Raw genomic sequence first — 17344 nt, 5'->3', positions numbered from 1 at the left:
AAACACGATTCAGTACCGGATGTGATATCCGGTTCTATTCAGGGGAATGTGCAACCCCCTTTTCAAAGTTCCGGGAACGACCCGATACAAAAGTCCGTGTATAAGCCAGGGCAGGATGCCGGGCAACATCATTCAACACATCGCTGAGGTCAGACAATGTCGAATACAGAAACGAAAAGCAGATACAGTACGAAACCGGAAGCCGGCTCAGTTGCCCGGACACTGGTTTTTACGCTGCTGAAGCAACTTCGCTATGCCGGACTGACTTTGGTTGACAGCCGGGGAGATACGCACAGGTTCGGGGATGAGACTGCCGATTGTCAGGCATATGTTCTGGTCAAAGATCCTGCGCTCTATCGCAGACTGCTGCAAGGCGGCAGTATTGCTGCCGGTGAGGCCTATATGGATGGCTGGTGGGATTCGCCGGATATCACTGCTGTCGTGCAGGTACTGGCCCGTAATCTGACCATGCTGGATACACTGGAGGCGAAGACCAGTTGGCTGACCCGAATCCGTGAACACTGGCTGCATCTGAACCGACGGAATGATAAAGCCGGTTCGAAGAAAAACATTCTGGCTCATTATGATTTGGGCAATGATTTTTACCGCACATTCCTAGACCCGCAAATGCTGTATTCCTGTGCAATTTACGATTCAGAGAGCGCATCTCTGACGCAGGCCCAGTTCAATAAAATGGACCGGTTATGCCGGCAACTGGAATTAAAACCCTCGGATCATCTGCTTGAGATCGGAACCGGCTGGGGCGCGATGGCGATTCATGCGGCCAAACATTACGGGTGTCGGGTAACGACCACCACCATTTCAGATGCGCAGTATGAATATGCCAAAGCCCGGGTGGAACAAGAGGGGCTGGCAGATCGGATTACCTTGCTGCGTCAGGATTACCGGGAGCTGACCGGACAATACGACAAACTGGTCTCGGTCGAAATGATTGAAGCGGTGGGGAAAGCCTATCTCGCGACTTATATCCGGAAGTGTCAGTCTTTGCTCAAAGCCGGCGGTCTTTTCGCGATTCAGGCGATCACCATAGCGGATCAGCGTTTTGAAAGTTACAGCAAAGGAGTTGATTTTATTCAGAAACATATCTTTCCCGGCGGTTTCTTACCTTCAGTCACACATTTGGCGCAGAGCCTGACACAGTACAGCGATTTTGTACTGAGAGATCTGAAAGATATCGGTCTGGATTACGCGCGTACTCTGGCGGACTGGCATCAGTTGTTTAACGCCAGTACTGAGCAGTTAATCAAACAGGGATTTGACCAACGTTTCATCCGGATGTGGCGTTATTACCTGTGTTACTGCGAAGGCGGGTTCAGAGAGCAGACGATCAGTACGGTTCAGGTACTTGCCAGCAGGCCGAGATGGGGAGCATGAACGCACTTCAGTTGCGGGAAAACACAGCGCGTTCGACAAAAGCGCTGATTGTCTCCGGGCTGGTATTCAACCTGTTCTGGATCGTGGCCGTCGTGGGCCAGAATGATTGGCTGTGGCTGCTTGGGTTGTCATTGCTGACTTGCTGGGGACGTTATCCGCAGTCGCTGTTCTTTGTTTTGCCTGTAGCCATGCTGGGTTGTGCAATGGACAGCCTCCTGCTCTGGTTGGGAATTTATCAGTTTGAGGGCGGCTTGATCCCGCTCTGGCTGGCAGCCTTGTGGTTGGGGTTTACCAGTTTCCTCTGGTTCATTCATCGCAACTTAAGATGCTATTCAGTTGTGATCTTGTTATTCGCAGGAAGCCTGGGCGGCGCAAGCAGCTATCTAGCAGGCCTAAAACTGGGTGCTATTGTTTGGCCGCTGGGGACAAAAATTACCTTTCTGATTGTCAGCGGTTGCTGGCTGGCTTTCACTGCGCTGGTTCTGGTATGGATTTGGCGACTTCGATAGAGGAGAAGTGTCATGCGTCTGTTGAAATGTTCCGGGCTGGGTTTACTCATGCTTCTGACCCCGCTGTCAGCGCTGGCGACGGGCCCCTGGCAGATGTGGCCGACCGTTGGTGAAGCCACTTTAAAATGGGGACCCTGGGTCATATACGATTCTCAGCTCCGCTCACCTTCCGGGCAATATGAACCGGACCAGGTGTCATCTTTAGCGCTGGTGATCAAATATCGGCGGAATATACCTAAAGACGACTTGCTGGAAGCAACGGATGAGCAATGGCAAAAGTTAGGTTTCCCTGCAATGAAGCGGCAGCGTTGGCTGAGGGTTCTGGCTGATATCTGGCCGGATGTGCGTCAGGGGGATCGGTTGATTTTCGTGGTCCATCCTGCCGGCGGCACTTTTTATCAGGACAATCGGCTGATTGGTGAAGTCAGTGATCAGGAAATGGCAAAAGCATTTCTGAATATCTGGCTCTCACCCGATACAGAATACCCTGAACTCAGAAAGCAGCTGATTGGTCAGGCATAGCGAAACATCGTTCAGCTTTCACTCATTGTCAGGAGAATCAGTATGCAACGTATGATCAGATTACCGGTTTTGTTCATTTTGATATGGCTTGGCATATCGGTACTCAGTGGTTGTTCGACGTCAGTGGAAGAACATCAGTATCAACGTCCGAAGCTGGATCTGTTCCATTATTTTGAGGGCAATGTGAAGGCCTGGGGAATGCTCCAGGATCGCTCGGGGAAGCAAACCCGCCGTTTTTCGGTGGATATTACCGGAACGATTCAAGGCAATGTGCTGACGCTGGAAGAACATTTTGTCTTCGATGATGGTGAAAAGCAGCAACGGATCTGGACGATTACCCGGCACGTTAATGGGCGGCTGACCGGTACAGCCGGTGATGTTGTCGGGGAAGCAACCGGGGAAGTACAGGGAAATGCTCTGAACTGGCAGTATACGCTGCGGGTCCCGGTTGATGACACCACGTACGATATCGCTTTTGATGACTGGATGTTTCTGCAGGATGATTTCCGGATGTTCAATGTGGCCCGGATGAGTAAATGGGGATTTCATGTCGGCACTGTCACCCTGTTTTTTGAAAAGGGGTGACAGCGTCACTGGTGGTGGTGCTTCGTGTTACGACGTTGCGGCCCGGGCCAGGGCAACCATACGTTTCAGCAGCCATCTGAGCAGGGTCGGTATATGGTCGATTTCACTGCTGTCTGTAAATTCAACCATGGCCAGCGCGACATCCGGCTTCGCATGATGTTTCAGGGCTTTCTGAATAATTTTCTTCGGTGGTGCCGGATAATCGGCAGAGACACGGGCCAGTCTCCGGAACAAGGGCTCATAACCGTGGTTAAACAGATAATGCTCAATATCCAGATCAGGGAGCATGGTCAGCCGGTGTTTGTCAGATTCACTGCCCAGCATATGGCGGACCGTTTCTGCATATTTTTTCCCGGCGGCATCTCCATCAGTAATTACATGCCATTCGATGCCCATCAGTTTGGCAATCTTGATGATAGGCCTTAAACCGCTTTGGGCGAATTCGATAACCTGCACCCCTTCAGAAGCAAAGTTATAACCGCAACGATAAGCGAATTCATTCAACAGCCAGACTTCCGTTTCACCTTCGACCAACAGCCAGGCGCGGGCATAGAGCGCCGCAGGACGGTGTAACCGGACATGAAAACCAACCCGGCGCAGCTCATCACGGCTCAGGCTGTGTTTATCCAGGCTGTAGACCCGGGTTCTGTCCGGTTCCCGGTTGAGTTTTTTAATACTGTGAAGCGGTACGACAGAAGCCAGCTCCGGACTGTTGGTCGTCAGTATTTTCTGCATGGGCATGTTTGCGACAAATGCCCAGGCCTGGTGCAGAATAATCGGATGAAGACGACCTTCCGGATCTTCCAGTACCATAATGGGACGGGAGATACGTTTCAGTTCAACCGGACCACGGGCACGGATATAGGCATTTATCAGCCCCATCAGAACCAGTTTGTTTTGCTTGGTCATTTCAGGACGGGCAAGCATTTCCAATGGGTTGGGGGAGTACTGGTTATGTTCGGGCAAGTGAATATGCTCGGAACGGGAAACCTTGTGGTGCGGTGTGAATGCAAAGTAATGTTCTACCAGCGTCCGTAATGCCCGGATGCTGCTTTTGATTTCATCCCCACTGACATAACCGGGCCGGGTCAACAAACGACGACAGGTATTATCCAGCCGTCGTTCAACGCGCATATTGATATCGTTTTTCAGCTCCTGATTGTTTTCATCCGGCTTCTCATTCCAGTCCATCCGCATCTGTCTTGCGTCTCTCATACGTACAATCGGATGGAGTACCATGAGCTGTTTGACGAGCTTTTGCGTCTCTTTACACGGGATAATGTCACCGCTTGTATTCAGGAAGTTGCGCTCTGTGGTGACTTTGTCTTCTTCACGCTCACTGCTGATTTGGTAGTAAAGCTGTTTGTTTTCTTTCCCGAGGTTAACCCAGACGGGCTCAAAGGCTTTGTATCTTCTGGCTTTATGCTCACCCGGATAATCTTCCACCCAATTGAGAATGATCTGAAGCTGAGAGACTTTGGTGTGGCCCAGAGAATAGTCTGCGTGAAAATCTGAGAAATTGAAGTTATGGAATTTGCCGTCAGGAGACAGCGCAATACTGAGCGCATCCAGCAGCGACGATTTACCCCAGGTGTTTTCACCAATGAGCACGGTCAGTTCATTCAGCGTCAGAGACAAGCGTCTGATGCCTCTGAAACCCGAAATTTCAATTCTGCTTAAATGCATAATTCACCAGCCATTTTCTTCTTCTCTTCTAAGCCTATAGCATTCGCGGCCAATGTGTGCATGGAGATGGTCACAAAATTGTCTGAACCCGTTGATTTTTATAACGAATGATAAAAGTATGATGCAACTTGTGATGTCGTGCCCGGATTGTTATAGTCCGCCAGATATGAAAGCACGGGCAATGGCTTTGTATTTACAAGACTTAAACACGGGCACAAGTGCCGGATAATCAGGAGTTGGCTGATGGCAAAAATTATTCACACCATGGTGCGTGTACACGACCTGGAGAAATCGCTGGCTTTTTATAGGCAGGCACTGGATTTAGACATTTCTTCTCGTCTGGACTTTGATGACTTCAGTCTGGTCTACCTGAGAAATGATGAAAACGATATGGAACTGGAACTGACGTGGAATAAAGGGGCAGAGTCTTACACCCATGGCAGTGGTTATGGTCATATTGCAGTCGCTGTCGATGATCTGGATGCAGAGCATGAAAAATTCAAAGCACTGGGGTATGCACCATTAGATATCAAAGAGTTCTCCCGGGACGGACAGTTAATTGCACGTTTCTTTTTTGTCCTGGATCCGGACGGTTATAAGATTGAAGTGCTTCAGCGCCACGGGCATTATCAATAATTGTGCCGGGATTCAAAAGGCAGCATATCCGCTGCCTTTTGTGTATTCTGCCAGAGTAAATGATGATATTTTCATGACAGATGAGATATTCATCCCCTTCTTCGTAACCTTTGCTGTATGATTCTAAGGATTATGTGATAACAATCATATCCGACTGCAACATTCATGGAGAACACCAAGCCTGTATGACCCAAAACAATAAAGCTCAAATTACCATTGCTCATATCAACGATACACATTCCCACTTTGAACCTTCTGCGGTGCTGCTGACATTACCTGAGCATGTCATTCATCCTCATTCTCTGACAGAAAGTGCCAGCCACGGGAAGACAACGGTGTACGCCAGCTGCGGTGGTTTTGCGCGGGTATCTACGGCGGTAAAAGAAGCCAGAAAATATGCTTACCTGAACGGGCGTGAATTTATGTTTGTTCACGCTGGCGATTGCTTCCAGGGAACCTTGTACTTTTCTTTGTTTAAAGGACAGGCGAATGCCCGGTTACTGAATGCTGTCGGGGTTGAAGCCATGGCTTTGGGGAATCATGAGCTGGATATGGGCAATTCGCTGGTGGCAGATTTTCTGGATCAGGTGAACTTTCCGATGATGGCGGGTAACTGGGATCTCAGTCAGGAAGATCAGACAAAGCGGAACCCGTTGCGCGACAAGTCCAATCTGTATGCATACAACAACATCCCTGGCTGTGCACGATATATCGTCAAAGAGGTGCAGGGTGAGCCGGTTGCGCTTTTTGGTCTGACGATCGAAAACATGGATAAAATCGCCAATCCGGATCCGGATACCTCTTTCCGTTCAGTGGTACAAGTGGCAGAAAATACGATTGCTGCTTTGCGTGAGAAAGGAATCAATAAAATTGTTCTGCTCAGCCACCTGGGATACGAACGGGATTTGGAGTTGGCAGCGCAGATTGATGGTCTGGGCGTCATTATCGGCGGTCATACCCATACCATGCAGGGTGATTTCACCAATATCGGTTACGGCGAAACGGATCAGTACGCAATTCAGGTGAATGGTACTTGTGTTGTTCAGGCAGGGTGCCATGCACTCGCTCTGGGTCAGATACATATAGATTTTGCTGCTGATGGTACCGTTGAGCAGGTCAGCGGCGGTAATCAGCTGTTGCTGGGACGCCAGTTCACGCTGGATGCAACCCGGAATGAGCATTTGGACCCGGACTGTCATGAAGCGGTCAAAAACTATCTGAAAGAACAAACCAACATCAGTATGTGTGCCAAAGATCCGGTGATCGAAAATATTCTGAATCTGGATTACCGGCCAGCTGTTCGCGAGCGTCAGACGAATCATGTCGCGGATATCACTGAAACGCTGCGTCATGTCCGTGTACCGGACAGTCATGGCGGCAGCGCGATTGCCCCTTTGGTGGTGGAAAGCTTTGTTCGCCAGGGGCGTCTTGCAGGATATGATGTTGATTTCGGGATTCACAATGCTGGTGGGGTGAGAACGTCACTCAATCCGGGGCCGATCTCATCTGCTGATATTGCAGGCCGGCTGCTTCCTTTTGCGATTGGACTGATGGTTTATCAGGTGAAAGGGGTCAAGGTACGGGAAGCACTGGAAGGTGCCATTGATAATGCCGTGGATAATGGCGTGGAAGGTACCGGAACCGGCAGTTTCCCGTATACCGCATTTTTACGTTTCACGTATCGCTGTTGTCAGCTGAAAGGACAGCGAATTGAAGCGCTGGAGTTCTTCAAAAATGGCCAGTGGCAACCGCTTCGGGATGATGAAGTGTATACCTCAGTTTCTTCCGGTTACACCGCGACAGGAAAAGAAGGTTATCAAGCGTTGCTAGATTGTGAAATGGCGCCGGTTTCACTGGACTGCACGATGGCAGAAGCCTTTGAAAGTTATGCGCGGGAACAACAGCTTCTCTCTGCACCTCAGAACGATCTCATCACTTATATTCCTTGCGAGTGTGAAGCTCACGAACAGGAACAAGGCGCGGCTTAATTCATTCGTGCGTCATTCATTCAGCCTGGCGATTGAGTCAGGCTTTTTTATGGCAGAAGGTGAAATCCTAATCAATTTTTAATGCCTCCGGCTATTCCGTCGACTTCTTCTTGATGAGTCAGTTAGTCAGGGGGTAGTGATGAATCGTGATTGGATGGATGCGTTTTTGATTGGGGTATGGGTGGTGGCCTGGAGCGCACTGATGTACTGGACGCCAGTCAGCGGGATATAAACAGAGACCGTAGGTCACGGTCTCTGTTTTGTTGATTCAGTGATCAGGCGCAAGTAGTCTCAGAACTCACTTCTTCAATTTCGTGATACTCCGCCAGTTGTGCCAGCCTGTAAGCGGCCAAGTCTTCGATAGTTAACACCGGCATTTGATGCTTCTGCCCAAAGGTAATGACCTCGGGTAAACGGGCCATCGTACCGTCTGGATTGGTCAGCTCGCAAAGTACGCCAAATGGCTGACGTCCGGCCAGACGCATCAGGTCAATGGTTGCTTCTGTATGGCCCCGGCGTCCCAGTACGCCTTCGGGATTGGCTTTCAGGGGAAACACATGGCCGGGTCTGTTTAAGTCTTCCGGTTTTGCATTTTCTGCGATAGCGGCTTTGATCGTGGTGACGCGATCTGCTGCGGAGACTCCGGTGGTGACGCCTTCTGCAGCTTCAATAGTGACGGTAAAACCAGTCTGGTTTGCACTGGTGTTATTTTTAACCATCATCGGTAATTCAAGCTGATCAACCCGTTCCTGGGTCAGGCAGAGACAAATGATACCGGAACATTCGCGAATCATCAGTGCCATTTGCTCAGCGGTGAGTGTGTCGGCAGCAAAGATAATATCACCTTCGTTTTCACGATCTTCATCGTCGACGACCAGGACACCACGGCCTTCCCGAATGGCCTGAATACCGGCTTCGACCCGCTCAAAAGCGGAACCGAAAGGGGAAAGTAAAGACTGATTCATGGTATTAACTCCAACATGATTTTTCGTTACCAGAATCAGGGCGCAACAAGTCAGCGTTTCAGCCAAGGCTGAAATAGCTTTACAGAAAAGCGCGATCAGGCAAGTCACAGACTCACTGATCTGTTGTAAAAGCAAGAGAAAATCCCCGCTGATCCTCTTCCATCCGGACTATAACCGTCGGCTCTGGACTCACCATACGTTCAGGATGCATGGTTACACCAGATCTGCTGACCTTCATCCACACCAAAGTGTGACAGCGATGAAGCGCTCGCGGGCTTCCGTGAAAACAGTGTGTTATGAGTTGCTGTTTTCAACAGTTACCGCCGGTGGGGAATTTCACCCCGCCCTGAGAATACCTGCTGATAATAATGAAGTTTCTCACCAGAGAGCAAGACAAGTCTCACATTCTGAGCGATTCATGATCTTAACGACATGATTTATGGATGATTTGCTTGAAAAGCGAACGGTCTTTCGTCGGGGAAATAAGCAGACATGATAATTCAAATCTATGACCGGATCTGACATTGGCAGGTTCTTGAGTAATTATCGGAGCGAATACGTTGCCAGTTCAAGATTCATTGTCGTGTTGCTGAAAGGGTTTTGGGGGCTTTCAGGCCGTGCTGGTGATACACAGCCTGTTTGATAACGTGCTGATTACGTAGCGGATGACTGGCTCCGTGGTCCAGAGAATAAACTGTTCCCCAGCCATTTCACGACTAACGGCATGGTATAGATAGGCAATTGCAGAGCGCCAATGAGAGGCAGATAATCGGGTCCAAGCGCTGATCCGGCCACGGTAAAGGTTAAAAGCACATTTCGGTTTGCAGAAGTAATCCCCGCTAACAGGCCGTCTTGCAGGCTTCGTCGCATAAATAAAAGAAAGCCTGTCACAAAAAATACAACGCAAATGGCCATCCCGTAACCAAAGTAAAGTAACCCCTGTTGCCATGAGTCATCAAAAAGATTACGGAAATCTGCAACCAGTCCCAGCGGGAATGCAGGGACCAGCAGAATTGTCACCTGAGCTATTTTGCTGTGGGCACGTTTCAGAATCTGGTTCGGGATATAGCGATGACTCAGAGCCGATAACAGCATCGGACCAAAGATAAAGATCATCAGACGCTGAAAGTAACTGAGTAAATCCAGTTGAAAGCTATCTTGCTGGAACAGGACCAGGTTCATGTACAGAACCACTGGCATCAACAGGGTGGTGGCAATTGTCATGGCCATGGCTGCCATGACATCTAATCCGACTGAACGGGCAATAGCTGGTGTGGCAAACAAAGAACCTGTCGCTGCAACTGCAGTGATCGCAAGAATCAAGGTGTCTGAAGCACTCAGAATGTACGCTGTGGCGGCAGTGAAGATTGAGAGTAAAGCTGCATGATAAAACGCGTATAACCAAGTCCTGATTTGAAATAATAATCTGATGAGGTCGCCTTGTTTTATTCCAATTAACGTAAATAGCATCAGAAAGAAAAGAATATAAGGAAGGAAGGGGAATATGGCAGAAGAAATATCCGGAAAGATAAATCCTGTGAAGGCTGCAAGGATTAATAAGATTGATGAGTGTCTCGCAAGCAGGGCTAACATGTTCAAACCTTTTTTATTGTTAATGTAATGTGATTTTGGCTTTGGTGAATCACGTGCAATACGCTAAATAGGCATAAATAGATACCATTTTGCGACAGATTATTCACTCTCTGAGCGTATTTATTTTTTACCATTTCAGAGCTTGAAACCTTTGGTTAACAGATTAGTTTTTCTTATCCATTTTGGGAAAAAATGTCATTTTCAGTTCAAAAATCAAGCGGTTAGTATTTGCCCTGTAGAACAACAACTAACCAAATTTTTGAGAGGCAATCATGGCACAGGCAATGCACTACAATACCATCGCAACTCAGGACGCAATGGATAAAAAAGCCTATTCGCTGAATATCAAAGGATTGATTGCACACGCGCTGGACGTTTTATTCCCTCGTCAGGACTCTGTGAAGACCTATCAGGTTTCTCAGCTTCCGGTTCACTTACAAAAAGACATTGGTCTGATTCGTTAAGTTAGAATGTCCTGAAGAGAACATCTGAAGCGCCGACCTAGGGTCGGCGTTTTTTTATGCTGAATTTTTCTTATCTGAAAACTTCCGTAAAACAGCATCTATCTCTCTGAGTTAGAACATTTTCATCATTGTTATCAGATTTTCATCTGGTTGGGTTTATTTTACAGAAGCATATGGCATGATAGTGTCATGCATTCAATCGAAGAGGAGTATCTTCGTGGGTTTTTGGTCAAAACTCTTTGGAAAGCAACCCATTCAGTCGCAGCCCGTTGAAGAAACACCGGAAGAATACAAGGGATATTTGATTTATCCTGAGCCAATTGCTGAAGGTGGTCAGTTTCGTATTGCGGGTCGGATTTGCAAAGAATGTGATGGTGAATTGAAGACGCATTCTTTTATTCGTTCGGATTTACTCGCGAGTAAAGAAGATGCAAAGTCTTTGATGTTGAATAAAGCCAAAATGTTCATCGATCAGACTGGTGAGGCCATGTTCCGGTAAGCAATCGTGTTGTCAAAAAGGAGTGATGGCAACACGTGACAACCAGCTTTAGAGGCCGGCACTTTTTCAGGGGTTGCCGGGCCACAGTTTCAGCCATTCAGGTGAAACCAGTGGTTAGCCCCGGGTATTTGTTGGGAGAAAACGGTAGATAGTGGTGATGCTGATCAATGAAGCTTCGGTCATTTTGTCGGAATCTGAAGATCAGCTCAGAACTGTAGTTCTGCCCGTGAGTCATTGATGTCATTCACTTCAACGGAAGCGAATCACATCCGTTTTTTAGTCTCAAATTAAAGAGTGTTGTATTTGTTCCTTTCGCTTCAGGCAGTGTTGTGAAGCACTGGAAACGAAATGTGTACAATTTTGCTACTGTTCAGGGAATAACGATGCAGATAGGTGTGCCTAAAGAAAGCCTCGCGAATGAAACGCGAGTTGCTGCGACGCCGAAAACGGTTGAGCAGCTGTTGAAAATGGGATTCAGTGTCGCAGTAGAACACGATGCTGGTATACATGCGAGTTTTGATGATGCCGCATTTGAGGCCGCTGGTGCCAGTGTTGTCTCTGCGGATGAGGTCTGGCAATCAGATCTGATTTTCAAAGTGAATGCCCCAACTTTTGATGAAATTGATCGCCTCAAAGACGGAGCCAGTCTGGTCAGCTTTATCTGGCCGGCCCAGAATCCTGAATTGATGGAGAAACTCTCCAGTAAAAATATCAATGTCATGGCAATGGATTCAGTGCCGCGTATCTCACGTGCTCAGGCGCTCGACGCACTGAGTTCTATGGCCAATATTGCTGGTTATCGTGCTGTCGTTGAAGCTGCCCATGAATTTGGTCGCTTCTTTACCGGCCAGATTACTGCTGCAGGTAAAGTTCCGCCGGCAAAAGTTCTGGTGGCAGGCGCTGGTGTTGCTGGCCTGGCAGCCATTGGTGCAGCCGGTAGCCTGGGTGCTATTGTTCGTGCGTTCGATGTTCGTCCTGAAGTAAAAGAGCAGGTTGAATCGATGGGCGCTGAGTTCCTTGAAGTCGATTTTAAGGAAGATACCAGCACCGGCGATGGTTATGCCAAAGAAATGTCAGACGAATTTAACCGTGCTGCAGAACGTTTATATGCTGAGCAGGCGAAAGATGTCGATATTATCATCACAACGGCACTGATTCCGGGCCGTCCCGCCCCGCGTTTGATCACTCAGGAAATGGTTGACTCCATGAAACCGGGCAGTGTGATCGTTGACCTTGCTGCTGCAAATGGTGGTAACTGTGCTTATACCGAGGCAGATAAAGTTGTTACAACGCCAAATGGTGTGAAAATTATCGGTTACACCGATATGGTCAGCCGTTTACCGAACCAGTCCTCCCAACTTTACGCAACAAACTTAGTGAATCTGATGAAGTTGCTGTGTAAAGAGAAGGACGGAAACATCAATATCGATTTTGATGATGAAGTGCTTCGGGGCCTGACTGTTGTGAAAGCCGGTGAAGTGACCTGGCCAGCGCCACCGATTAAAGTCTCCGCTGTACCGCAGCAAGAAACGAAAGCCGTTCAGCCAGTTGTCAAAGCTGAAAAAGCGCCCATGGCGCCAGCGAAGAAGTATGGCTTGATGGCTGTAGGGATTTTACTGTTCGGCTGGGTCGCGAACGCTGCTCCGGCAGAATTCCTTTCTCACTTTACGGTCTTTGTTCTGGCGTGCGTGGTTGGATACTACGTGGTCTGGAATGTCACGCATGCGCTGCATACGCCATTGATGTCGGTCACGAATGCTATTTCCGGCATCATCATTGTCGGTGCGCTGTTGCAAATTGGTCAGGGAATTGGCGCCGTGTCTTTCCTTGCCTTTATTGCTGTTCTCATTGCAAGTATCAATATCTTTGGTGGTTTTACAGTCACCAAGCGGATGCTTGAAATGTTCCGTAAAGATAAGTAAGGGAGTTGTCACCAATGTCTGCAGGAATTGTACAAGCGGCCTACATTGTTGCTGCTGTCCTTTTTATTTTGTCGTTGGCGGGCTTATCCAAGCAGGAATCCGCTAGGTCTGGTAACTATTTTGGGATGGTCGGGATGGCCATCGCACTGATTGCGACCATTTTCGGTCCGGAATCTGCCGGTACAGGCTGGATTATTCTGGCGATGATTATCGGTGGTGCGATTGGTATTCATTATGCCAAGAAAGTTGAAATGACACAGATGCCTGAGCTGGTCGCGATTCTTCACAGTTTCGTGGGGATGGCAGCGGTCTTAGTTGGTTTTAATACTTTTCTCGATCACGGCGAGCCATTATCGGGTGCCATGCAAAACATTCATCTGGTTGAAATCTTCCTGGGTGTGTTTATCGGTGCCGTAACCTTTACCGGCTCTGTCGTCGCATTCGGTAAGTTGCGTGGCACCATGTCATCCAAACCGCTGATGTTGCCGCACCGGCATAAGCTGAATCTGGCTGCTGTTCTGGTCTCTGTCTTTTTACTGATTGTTTTTGTTGACCCGGAACCATCCATTTTCCCGCTGATTCTGGTGACGCTGATCGCGTTTGCCTTTGGTTACCATCTGGTGGCATCCATTGGTGGGGCTGATATGCCAGTTGTCGTTTCCATGCTGAACTCATATTCAGGATGGGCAGCTGCGGCAGCGGGTTTCATGCTGGCAAATGATCTGTTGATCGTGACGGGTGCGCTGGTTGGTTCTTCTGGTGCGATTCTGTCATACATCATGTGTAAGGCAATGAACCGCTCGTTTATCAGTGTGATTGCAGGTGGATTTGGTACTGATGGTGCTGTGTCTTCAGGTGATGAAGAGGTCGGTGAACATCACGAAGCGTCTGCCGAAGAAGTGGCTGAAATGCTGAAAGATGCCCGCTCTGTAATTATCACGCCGGGGTATGGTATGGCTGTAGCGCAGGCGCAGTATCCTGTCCACGAGATTACAGAAAAGCTCCGTGCGAAAGGTGTCAATGTTCGCTTTGGTATTCACCCGGTCGCAGGTCGTCTGCCTGGCCACATGAATGTTTTACTTGCTGAAGCCAAAGTACCTTACGACATCGTCCTGGAAATGGATGAAATTAATGACGATTTCCCGGAAACAGATGTGGTATTGGTTATTGGTGCAAATGACACGGTGAACCCGGCGGCGATGGAAGATCCAGGCAGTCCAATCGCAGGGATGCCCGTGCTGGAAGTATGGAATTCCAAGCATGTGATTGTATTCAAGCGTTCAATGAATACCGGTTATGCAGGTGTTCAGAACCCGCTGTTCTTTAAAGACAATACACAGATGTTGTTTGGGGATGCGAAAGAAAGTGTAGAGAATATTGCGCGCTTTCTTTAAGAAGTGATGTTCGCTAATGACAAACGCCGCTCACAGAGCGGCGTTTTTATGTCTGTGACAAAGAGGCTCTCTGGTCTCCCGGGGGTAACCAACCTCTTCGAAATGGTCATAAACGAATTTCATGACGATTTTTGTCCAAGCCCTTATAGTTAGCTGATCTCATGACAATTTTCTGACAAACCGGGTGAAGTGAGTGTTACACTGTCGCGCTATGAAAAAGTATGTCTTGATTATTTCTTTATTGTTTACTGGCTGTCTTCGTGCAGAGACGGAAAGCTTGCCTGATCGTATGGCAGCGGCCCGTGCTGAGCTGCTATCCAGTAAACCCTTAGCGACATACGATTTTCGACAGTTACAAAGCCGTTATCCGACACCTTTATTGCTGCCATCCAGTCTTTTACCCCAATCGGCTAAGTATCCGCTGGCTGCACTGCGCCACCTTTATCAGAGTATGGAAACCTGTAAGGGACCATGGCCGGTCAGTCCCTTGGTGACTCATCCGGTGGTGTTCACACGCGCGATGTGTAACAACACGGTTTTACCCAGAGGCTGGTTTGTGCGGGCGGGGTATATTCATCCCGGTGGCGGGAGTTATGCTGCCCGCTATCTAGAGAAATTTCCGAACCGGCAAAAAGAACTGGAGCCGTACCTTCATATTCAGGAAAGGGAACTGGCTGCAACAGATACTGTGCTTGGGCGCTTGCAGCGCATGAGCAGTGAAGAAATTCGGGTGTTTATTGCCGGCGCGGAAGCTTTTGTTTCCAATGGAGAGCTCTGGATTCGCAATGGCAACGAATACTTTATTTACGATCAACCAACCTGGGCTCATGCACTAGCTCAGCATGATTTGCACTTTACCCGCCTGATCGCGACTGATTTTTGTCTGGTCAAGAGCGGTAATATCTGCTGGCAGGAAGAAGATAAATCTCATTTGACTACCTATCTTCTAGCAGGCCTTTTGGTTGTGAATATCGGCTTGCTGATGGGGTGGGTCATGTACCGTTGGCGAATCCGTCGTCGGGCATTGCAGGAGCGCATGCTGGTTCTGCAAATTCTGACTCACGAGCTTCGAACACCCATCGCAAGTCTGAGCATGACGGTGGAAGGATTCCGTCGTCACTTTGATGCTTTGCCTGAAACCCTATATGATGAGTTCAGGCGATTAACTGAAGACTCACGGCGTTTGCGGCAACTGGCTGAGGCCAGTAAGGATTACTTGCAGGCGAATCATCAGGAGTTGAGTGTTCAGCATCTCGAGTCTTTTAATGAATGGATTGACTTTATTGCTGAACCTTATGATGTGACGCTGTCACTTACTGATGACCGTGCGGTAAACATCAATATGTACTGGCTTGGAACCTGCATTGATAACTTGCTGTCCAATGCTCAAAAATACGGAAAAGCACCGATTGAATTAACGTCATCGTTCAAAGATGGAAAGCTGATTGTCATCGTCAAAGACCAGGGAAGTTTAGGTAGCAAGGATTGGGCCCGGCTGAGAAAGCCGTTCGTGAGTGAAAAGGGCCTTGGATTAGGACTGACAATCGTTGAATCGATGATCCGTCGAATGGGCGGGCGGATGAAACTGATAGGTCCGCCAACCACTTTTATTTTGGAGATACCGTGTGAATCAAACTCTGCTACTGGTTGAAGATGACCGCAACCTTGCTGATGGTTTGCTCGAATGTTTGAAAGAAGCAGGCTATGAATGTCTGTACGCTGACTGTGCAACCAACGTGGCACCGCTATGGCCAAATGCTGATCTGGTTGTTCTGGATCGCCAGTTACCGGAAGGTGACTCTCTGTCTTACCTCGAAGACTGGTTAAAGCTGAAGTCTGTACCGGTTATTTTGTTAACGGCGATGGTTTCTGTGAATGATAAAGTCATCGGCCTGGATTCTGGTGCTAAAGACTACCTGACCAAGCCTTTTGCAGAAGAAGAACTGTTAGCCCGGATTCGAGTGCATCTGCGTAATGGCGACTCAGAGCCACAAAACGCGAATATTATTTCGATTGGTGAAACCCTGATCAACCTTGAAAGCCGGGAAGTGAAGCAGAAAGGTGAGTCAGTCACGCTGACCCGAACGGAGTTTGAACTGCTGGTTTTCCTTGCGAAACATTCCGGCCGAGTGTTCACCCGCGATGAATTATTGGATCAAGTCTGGGGATACAACCATTACCCGACAACGCGAACTGTCGACACCCACATTCTGCAGCTCCGTCAAAAGCTGCCAGGCATCGAAATCGAGACGCTGCGTGGGGTCGGCTACCGGATGAAAGCGCCGCAAGAATGAAGTCGTTGTGGGTTTCTCCTGTCTTAGGGGTGGTCGCCTGGATGTTGATCGCCCCTCAGGCTTCTGCAAAGTGGTTTGTGGGAAAGGACCTGTATACCGTTGCCCATCAGCGATTGCTGGAGGGAAATACGGCGGCCAGTTTCGACACCATGGTCCAGGCATGGCAGCAAAACCCGACGGATGAACAGCAGGCGAATTTGAATGACTTACTGGAGCTTGCCATCACAGAAGATTGTGGTTTCAGTTTGAAACAAAGGAGTTTGCCGGAGTGGTTGTCGAAAGTTGCGATTCGCCGTGAAGTCATACAGAACCTGAATCAGGTTTTGCTGAGACTGTCGATTACCGGTATTACCCGGGAAAAGCAACTGAGCGTTACCTTTTCCCGCTGGCCGAACAGCGACTTTCAGCTCCCGAATCCGACAATTTCGGAAAGCGGACTGTTTGTGTCTGAATCACGTCGTTTAGATGAACCGCTGTCCGCGGGGTTGTATCAACTGACAATCTCAGCAGACAACGACAGGCGCTGGAGTTCCTGGGTCATATTGACCAAGCCTGATCCCAAACAAAAGATTGGCTGGAAAGACAGTAAAAACTGGCGAATCGAGCGGGAAGTGCTGCCGAATACGACTTGTCCGTCCCCGGTATTGTCTATGAGTCTGTTTGATTTAAATGATACAAACTGGACTCCTATCTGGACTCAGGATGTGGATGGGAAACTGCCGACCAGCTTGCCGGCGATTGATGTACCTGATGGTCGATATTGGCTGAGTGTTGGTCTGGTCGAGAGCCGCTGGCAGGGCGATATTTCGATCCTGGATATTCAGCGTATCACCCGACCTGTCGATTATCCGGATTTTTGAACATTGAAAGCCAGGACGAATGAGTCCTGGTT

16 protein-coding genes and 1 riboswitch are annotated in these 17344 nt (G+C 48.7%); of the genes, 13 read left to right on the top strand and 3 right to left on the bottom strand.

The window, feature by feature from the left end:
- Positions 1 to 156 precede the first annotated feature (156 nt).
- The 4 genes from SPK40_RS07835 to SPK40_RS07820 are packed head-to-tail and all read left to right on the top strand — an operon-like array spanning position 157 to position 3011.
- Complete coding sequence (locus SPK40_RS07835) at positions 157 to 1395, top strand: cyclopropane-fatty-acyl-phospholipid synthase family protein (RefSeq protein ID WP_330960052.1); 1239 nt, start codon at positions 157 to 159, stop codon at positions 1393 to 1395.
- Positions 1392 to 1904, top strand: a complete 513-nt coding sequence (locus SPK40_RS07830; protein ID WP_330960051.1) for a DUF2878 family protein — start codon at positions 1392 to 1394, stop codon at positions 1902 to 1904. Before SPK40_RS07835 ends, SPK40_RS07830 begins: the two co-directional genes overlap by 4 nt.
- Before the next feature lie 12 nt (positions 1905 to 1916).
- Positions 1917 to 2426, top strand: a complete 510-nt coding sequence (locus tag SPK40_RS07825) for a chalcone isomerase family protein (RefSeq protein ID WP_330960050.1) — start codon at positions 1917 to 1919, stop codon at positions 2424 to 2426.
- Positions 2427 to 2468: 42 nt separating this feature from the next.
- Positions 2469 to 3011, top strand: coding sequence for a DUF3833 domain-containing protein (locus SPK40_RS07820; RefSeq protein WP_330960049.1), 543 nt, complete (start codon positions 2469 to 2471; stop codon positions 3009 to 3011).
- A 27-nt stretch (positions 3012 to 3038) separates the two neighbouring features.
- Here SPK40_RS07820 and SPK40_RS07815 read toward each other — a convergent pair whose 3' ends face one another.
- A complete protein-coding gene (locus SPK40_RS07815; protein WP_248142305.1) occupies positions 3039 to 4697 on the bottom strand; it encodes a DUF2813 domain-containing protein in 1659 nt (552 codons plus the stop codon).
- A gap of 243 nt (positions 4698 to 4940) precedes the next feature.
- Here SPK40_RS07815 and SPK40_RS07810 point away from each other — a divergent pair, with 243 nt between their 5' ends.
- Together SPK40_RS07810 and SPK40_RS07805 are read left to right on the top strand one after the other, a co-directional pair.
- A complete protein-coding gene (locus SPK40_RS07810) occupies positions 4941 to 5333 on the top strand; it encodes a VOC family protein (RefSeq protein WP_330960048.1) in 393 nt (130 codons plus the stop codon).
- A 185-nt stretch (positions 5334 to 5518) separates the two neighbouring features.
- The gene (locus tag SPK40_RS07805) at positions 5519 to 7321 is read left to right on the top strand and encodes a bifunctional metallophosphatase/5'-nucleotidase (protein WP_330960047.1); all 1803 of its coding nucleotides are present in this window, start codon (positions 5519 to 5521) and stop codon (positions 7319 to 7321) included.
- Positions 7322 to 7596: 275 nt separating this feature from the next.
- Here SPK40_RS07805 and ribB read toward each other — a convergent pair whose 3' ends face one another.
- Positions 7597 to 8286: a 3,4-dihydroxy-2-butanone-4-phosphate synthase gene (gene ribB, locus SPK40_RS07800; protein WP_330960046.1), complete on the bottom strand. Its 690-nt coding sequence runs from the start codon at positions 8284 to 8286 to the stop codon at positions 7597 to 7599.
- Positions 8287 to 8433: 147 nt separating this feature from the next.
- Positions 8434 to 8644, bottom strand: a riboswitch (FMN riboswitch).
- A gap of 296 nt (positions 8645 to 8940) precedes the next feature.
- Positions 8941 to 9609 carry a hypothetical protein gene (locus SPK40_RS07795; RefSeq protein ID WP_330960045.1) on the bottom strand — a complete coding sequence of 223 codons (669 nt, stop codon included), beginning with the start codon at positions 9607 to 9609 and terminating at the stop codon, positions 8941 to 8943.
- 542 nt (positions 9610 to 10151) lie between these two features.
- On the opposite strand from SPK40_RS07795, the gene SPK40_RS07790 reads away from it, so the two are divergent.
- The 7 genes from SPK40_RS07790 (at position 10152) to SPK40_RS07760 (ending at position 17312) form a co-directional block, all read left to right on the top strand.
- Positions 10152 to 10343 (top strand): hypothetical protein, encoded by a 192-nt coding sequence (locus SPK40_RS07790; RefSeq protein ID WP_330960044.1) that lies wholly within the window; start codon positions 10152 to 10154, stop codon positions 10341 to 10343.
- A 217-nt stretch (positions 10344 to 10560) separates the two neighbouring features.
- Positions 10561 to 10842 (top strand): HlyU family transcriptional regulator, encoded by a 282-nt coding sequence (locus SPK40_RS07785; protein ID WP_330960043.1) that lies wholly within the window; start codon positions 10561 to 10563, stop codon positions 10840 to 10842.
- 383 nt (positions 10843 to 11225) lie between these two features.
- A complete protein-coding gene (gene pntA, locus SPK40_RS07780; protein WP_330960042.1) occupies positions 11226 to 12764 on the top strand; it encodes a Re/Si-specific NAD(P)(+) transhydrogenase subunit alpha in 1539 nt (512 codons plus the stop codon).
- A gap of 14 nt (positions 12765 to 12778) precedes the next feature.
- Positions 12779 to 14158 (top strand): Re/Si-specific NAD(P)(+) transhydrogenase subunit beta, encoded by a 1380-nt coding sequence (gene pntB, locus SPK40_RS07775; protein ID WP_330960041.1) that lies wholly within the window; start codon positions 12779 to 12781, stop codon positions 14156 to 14158.
- Between the two features lie 211 nt (positions 14159 to 14369).
- Complete coding sequence (vxrA, locus tag SPK40_RS07770; protein WP_248142333.1) at positions 14370 to 15809, top strand: sensor histidine kinase VxrA; 1440 nt, start codon at positions 14370 to 14372, stop codon at positions 15807 to 15809.
- Positions 15784 to 16452 carry a response regulator transcription factor gene (locus tag SPK40_RS07765; RefSeq protein WP_248142334.1) on the top strand — a complete coding sequence of 223 codons (669 nt, stop codon included), beginning with the start codon at positions 15784 to 15786 and terminating at the stop codon, positions 16450 to 16452. Before vxrA ends, SPK40_RS07765 begins: the two co-directional genes overlap by 26 nt.
- On the top strand, positions 16449 to 17312 hold the full coding sequence (locus SPK40_RS07760; RefSeq protein WP_248142335.1) for a DUF2861 family protein: 864 nt from the start codon (positions 16449 to 16451) through the stop codon (positions 17310 to 17312). Before SPK40_RS07765 ends, SPK40_RS07760 begins: the two co-directional genes overlap by 4 nt.
- Positions 17313 to 17344: the final 32 nt, after the last annotated feature.

Origin of the sequence: Photobacterium sp. 53610 (genome assembly GCF_036409375.1) — a bacterium.
In the GTDB taxonomy this organism is placed as follows: Bacteria; Pseudomonadota; Gammaproteobacteria; order Enterobacterales; family Vibrionaceae; genus Photobacterium.
Note: the sequence above shows the minus strand (reverse complement) of the source record. Positions and strands in the feature narration are given on the sequence as shown.

What these genes read in the sequence shown, in the direction of transcription:
- SPK40_RS07805 (WP_330960047.1), top strand. Translation starts at nt 5,519, where the DNA reads ATGACCCAAAACAATAAAGCTCAAATTACCATTGCTCATATCAACGAT.
- SPK40_RS07835 (WP_330960052.1), top strand. Translation starts at nt 157, where the DNA reads ATGTCGAATACAGAAACGAAAAGCAGATACAGTACGAAACCGGAAGCC.
- SPK40_RS07810 (WP_330960048.1), top strand. Translation starts at nt 4,941, where the DNA reads ATGGCAAAAATTATTCACACCATGGTGCGTGTACACGACCTGGAGAAA.
- SPK40_RS07820 (WP_330960049.1), top strand. Translation starts at nt 2,469, where the DNA reads ATGCAACGTATGATCAGATTACCGGTTTTGTTCATTTTGATATGGCTT.
- vxrA (WP_248142333.1), top strand. Translation starts at nt 14,370, where the DNA reads ATGAAAAAGTATGTCTTGATTATTTCTTTATTGTTTACTGGCTGTCTT.
- SPK40_RS07760 (WP_248142335.1), top strand. Translation starts at nt 16,449, where the DNA reads ATGAAGTCGTTGTGGGTTTCTCCTGTCTTAGGGGTGGTCGCCTGGATG.
- ribB (WP_330960046.1), bottom strand. Translation starts at nt 8,286, where the DNA reads ATGAATCAGTCTTTACTTTCCCCTTTCGGTTCCGCTTTTGAGCGGGTC.
- SPK40_RS07815 (WP_248142305.1), bottom strand. Translation starts at nt 4,697, where the DNA reads ATGCATTTAAGCAGAATTGAAATTTCGGGTTTCAGAGGCATCAGACGC.
- pntB (WP_330960041.1), top strand. Translation starts at nt 12,779, where the DNA reads ATGTCTGCAGGAATTGTACAAGCGGCCTACATTGTTGCTGCTGTCCTT.
- SPK40_RS07830 (WP_330960051.1), top strand. Translation starts at nt 1,392, where the DNA reads ATGAACGCACTTCAGTTGCGGGAAAACACAGCGCGTTCGACAAAAGCG.
- pntA (WP_330960042.1), top strand. Translation starts at nt 11,226, where the DNA reads ATGCAGATAGGTGTGCCTAAAGAAAGCCTCGCGAATGAAACGCGAGTT.
- SPK40_RS07825 (WP_330960050.1), top strand. Translation starts at nt 1,917, where the DNA reads ATGCGTCTGTTGAAATGTTCCGGGCTGGGTTTACTCATGCTTCTGACC.
- SPK40_RS07790 (WP_330960044.1), top strand. Translation starts at nt 10,152, where the DNA reads ATGGCACAGGCAATGCACTACAATACCATCGCAACTCAGGACGCAATG.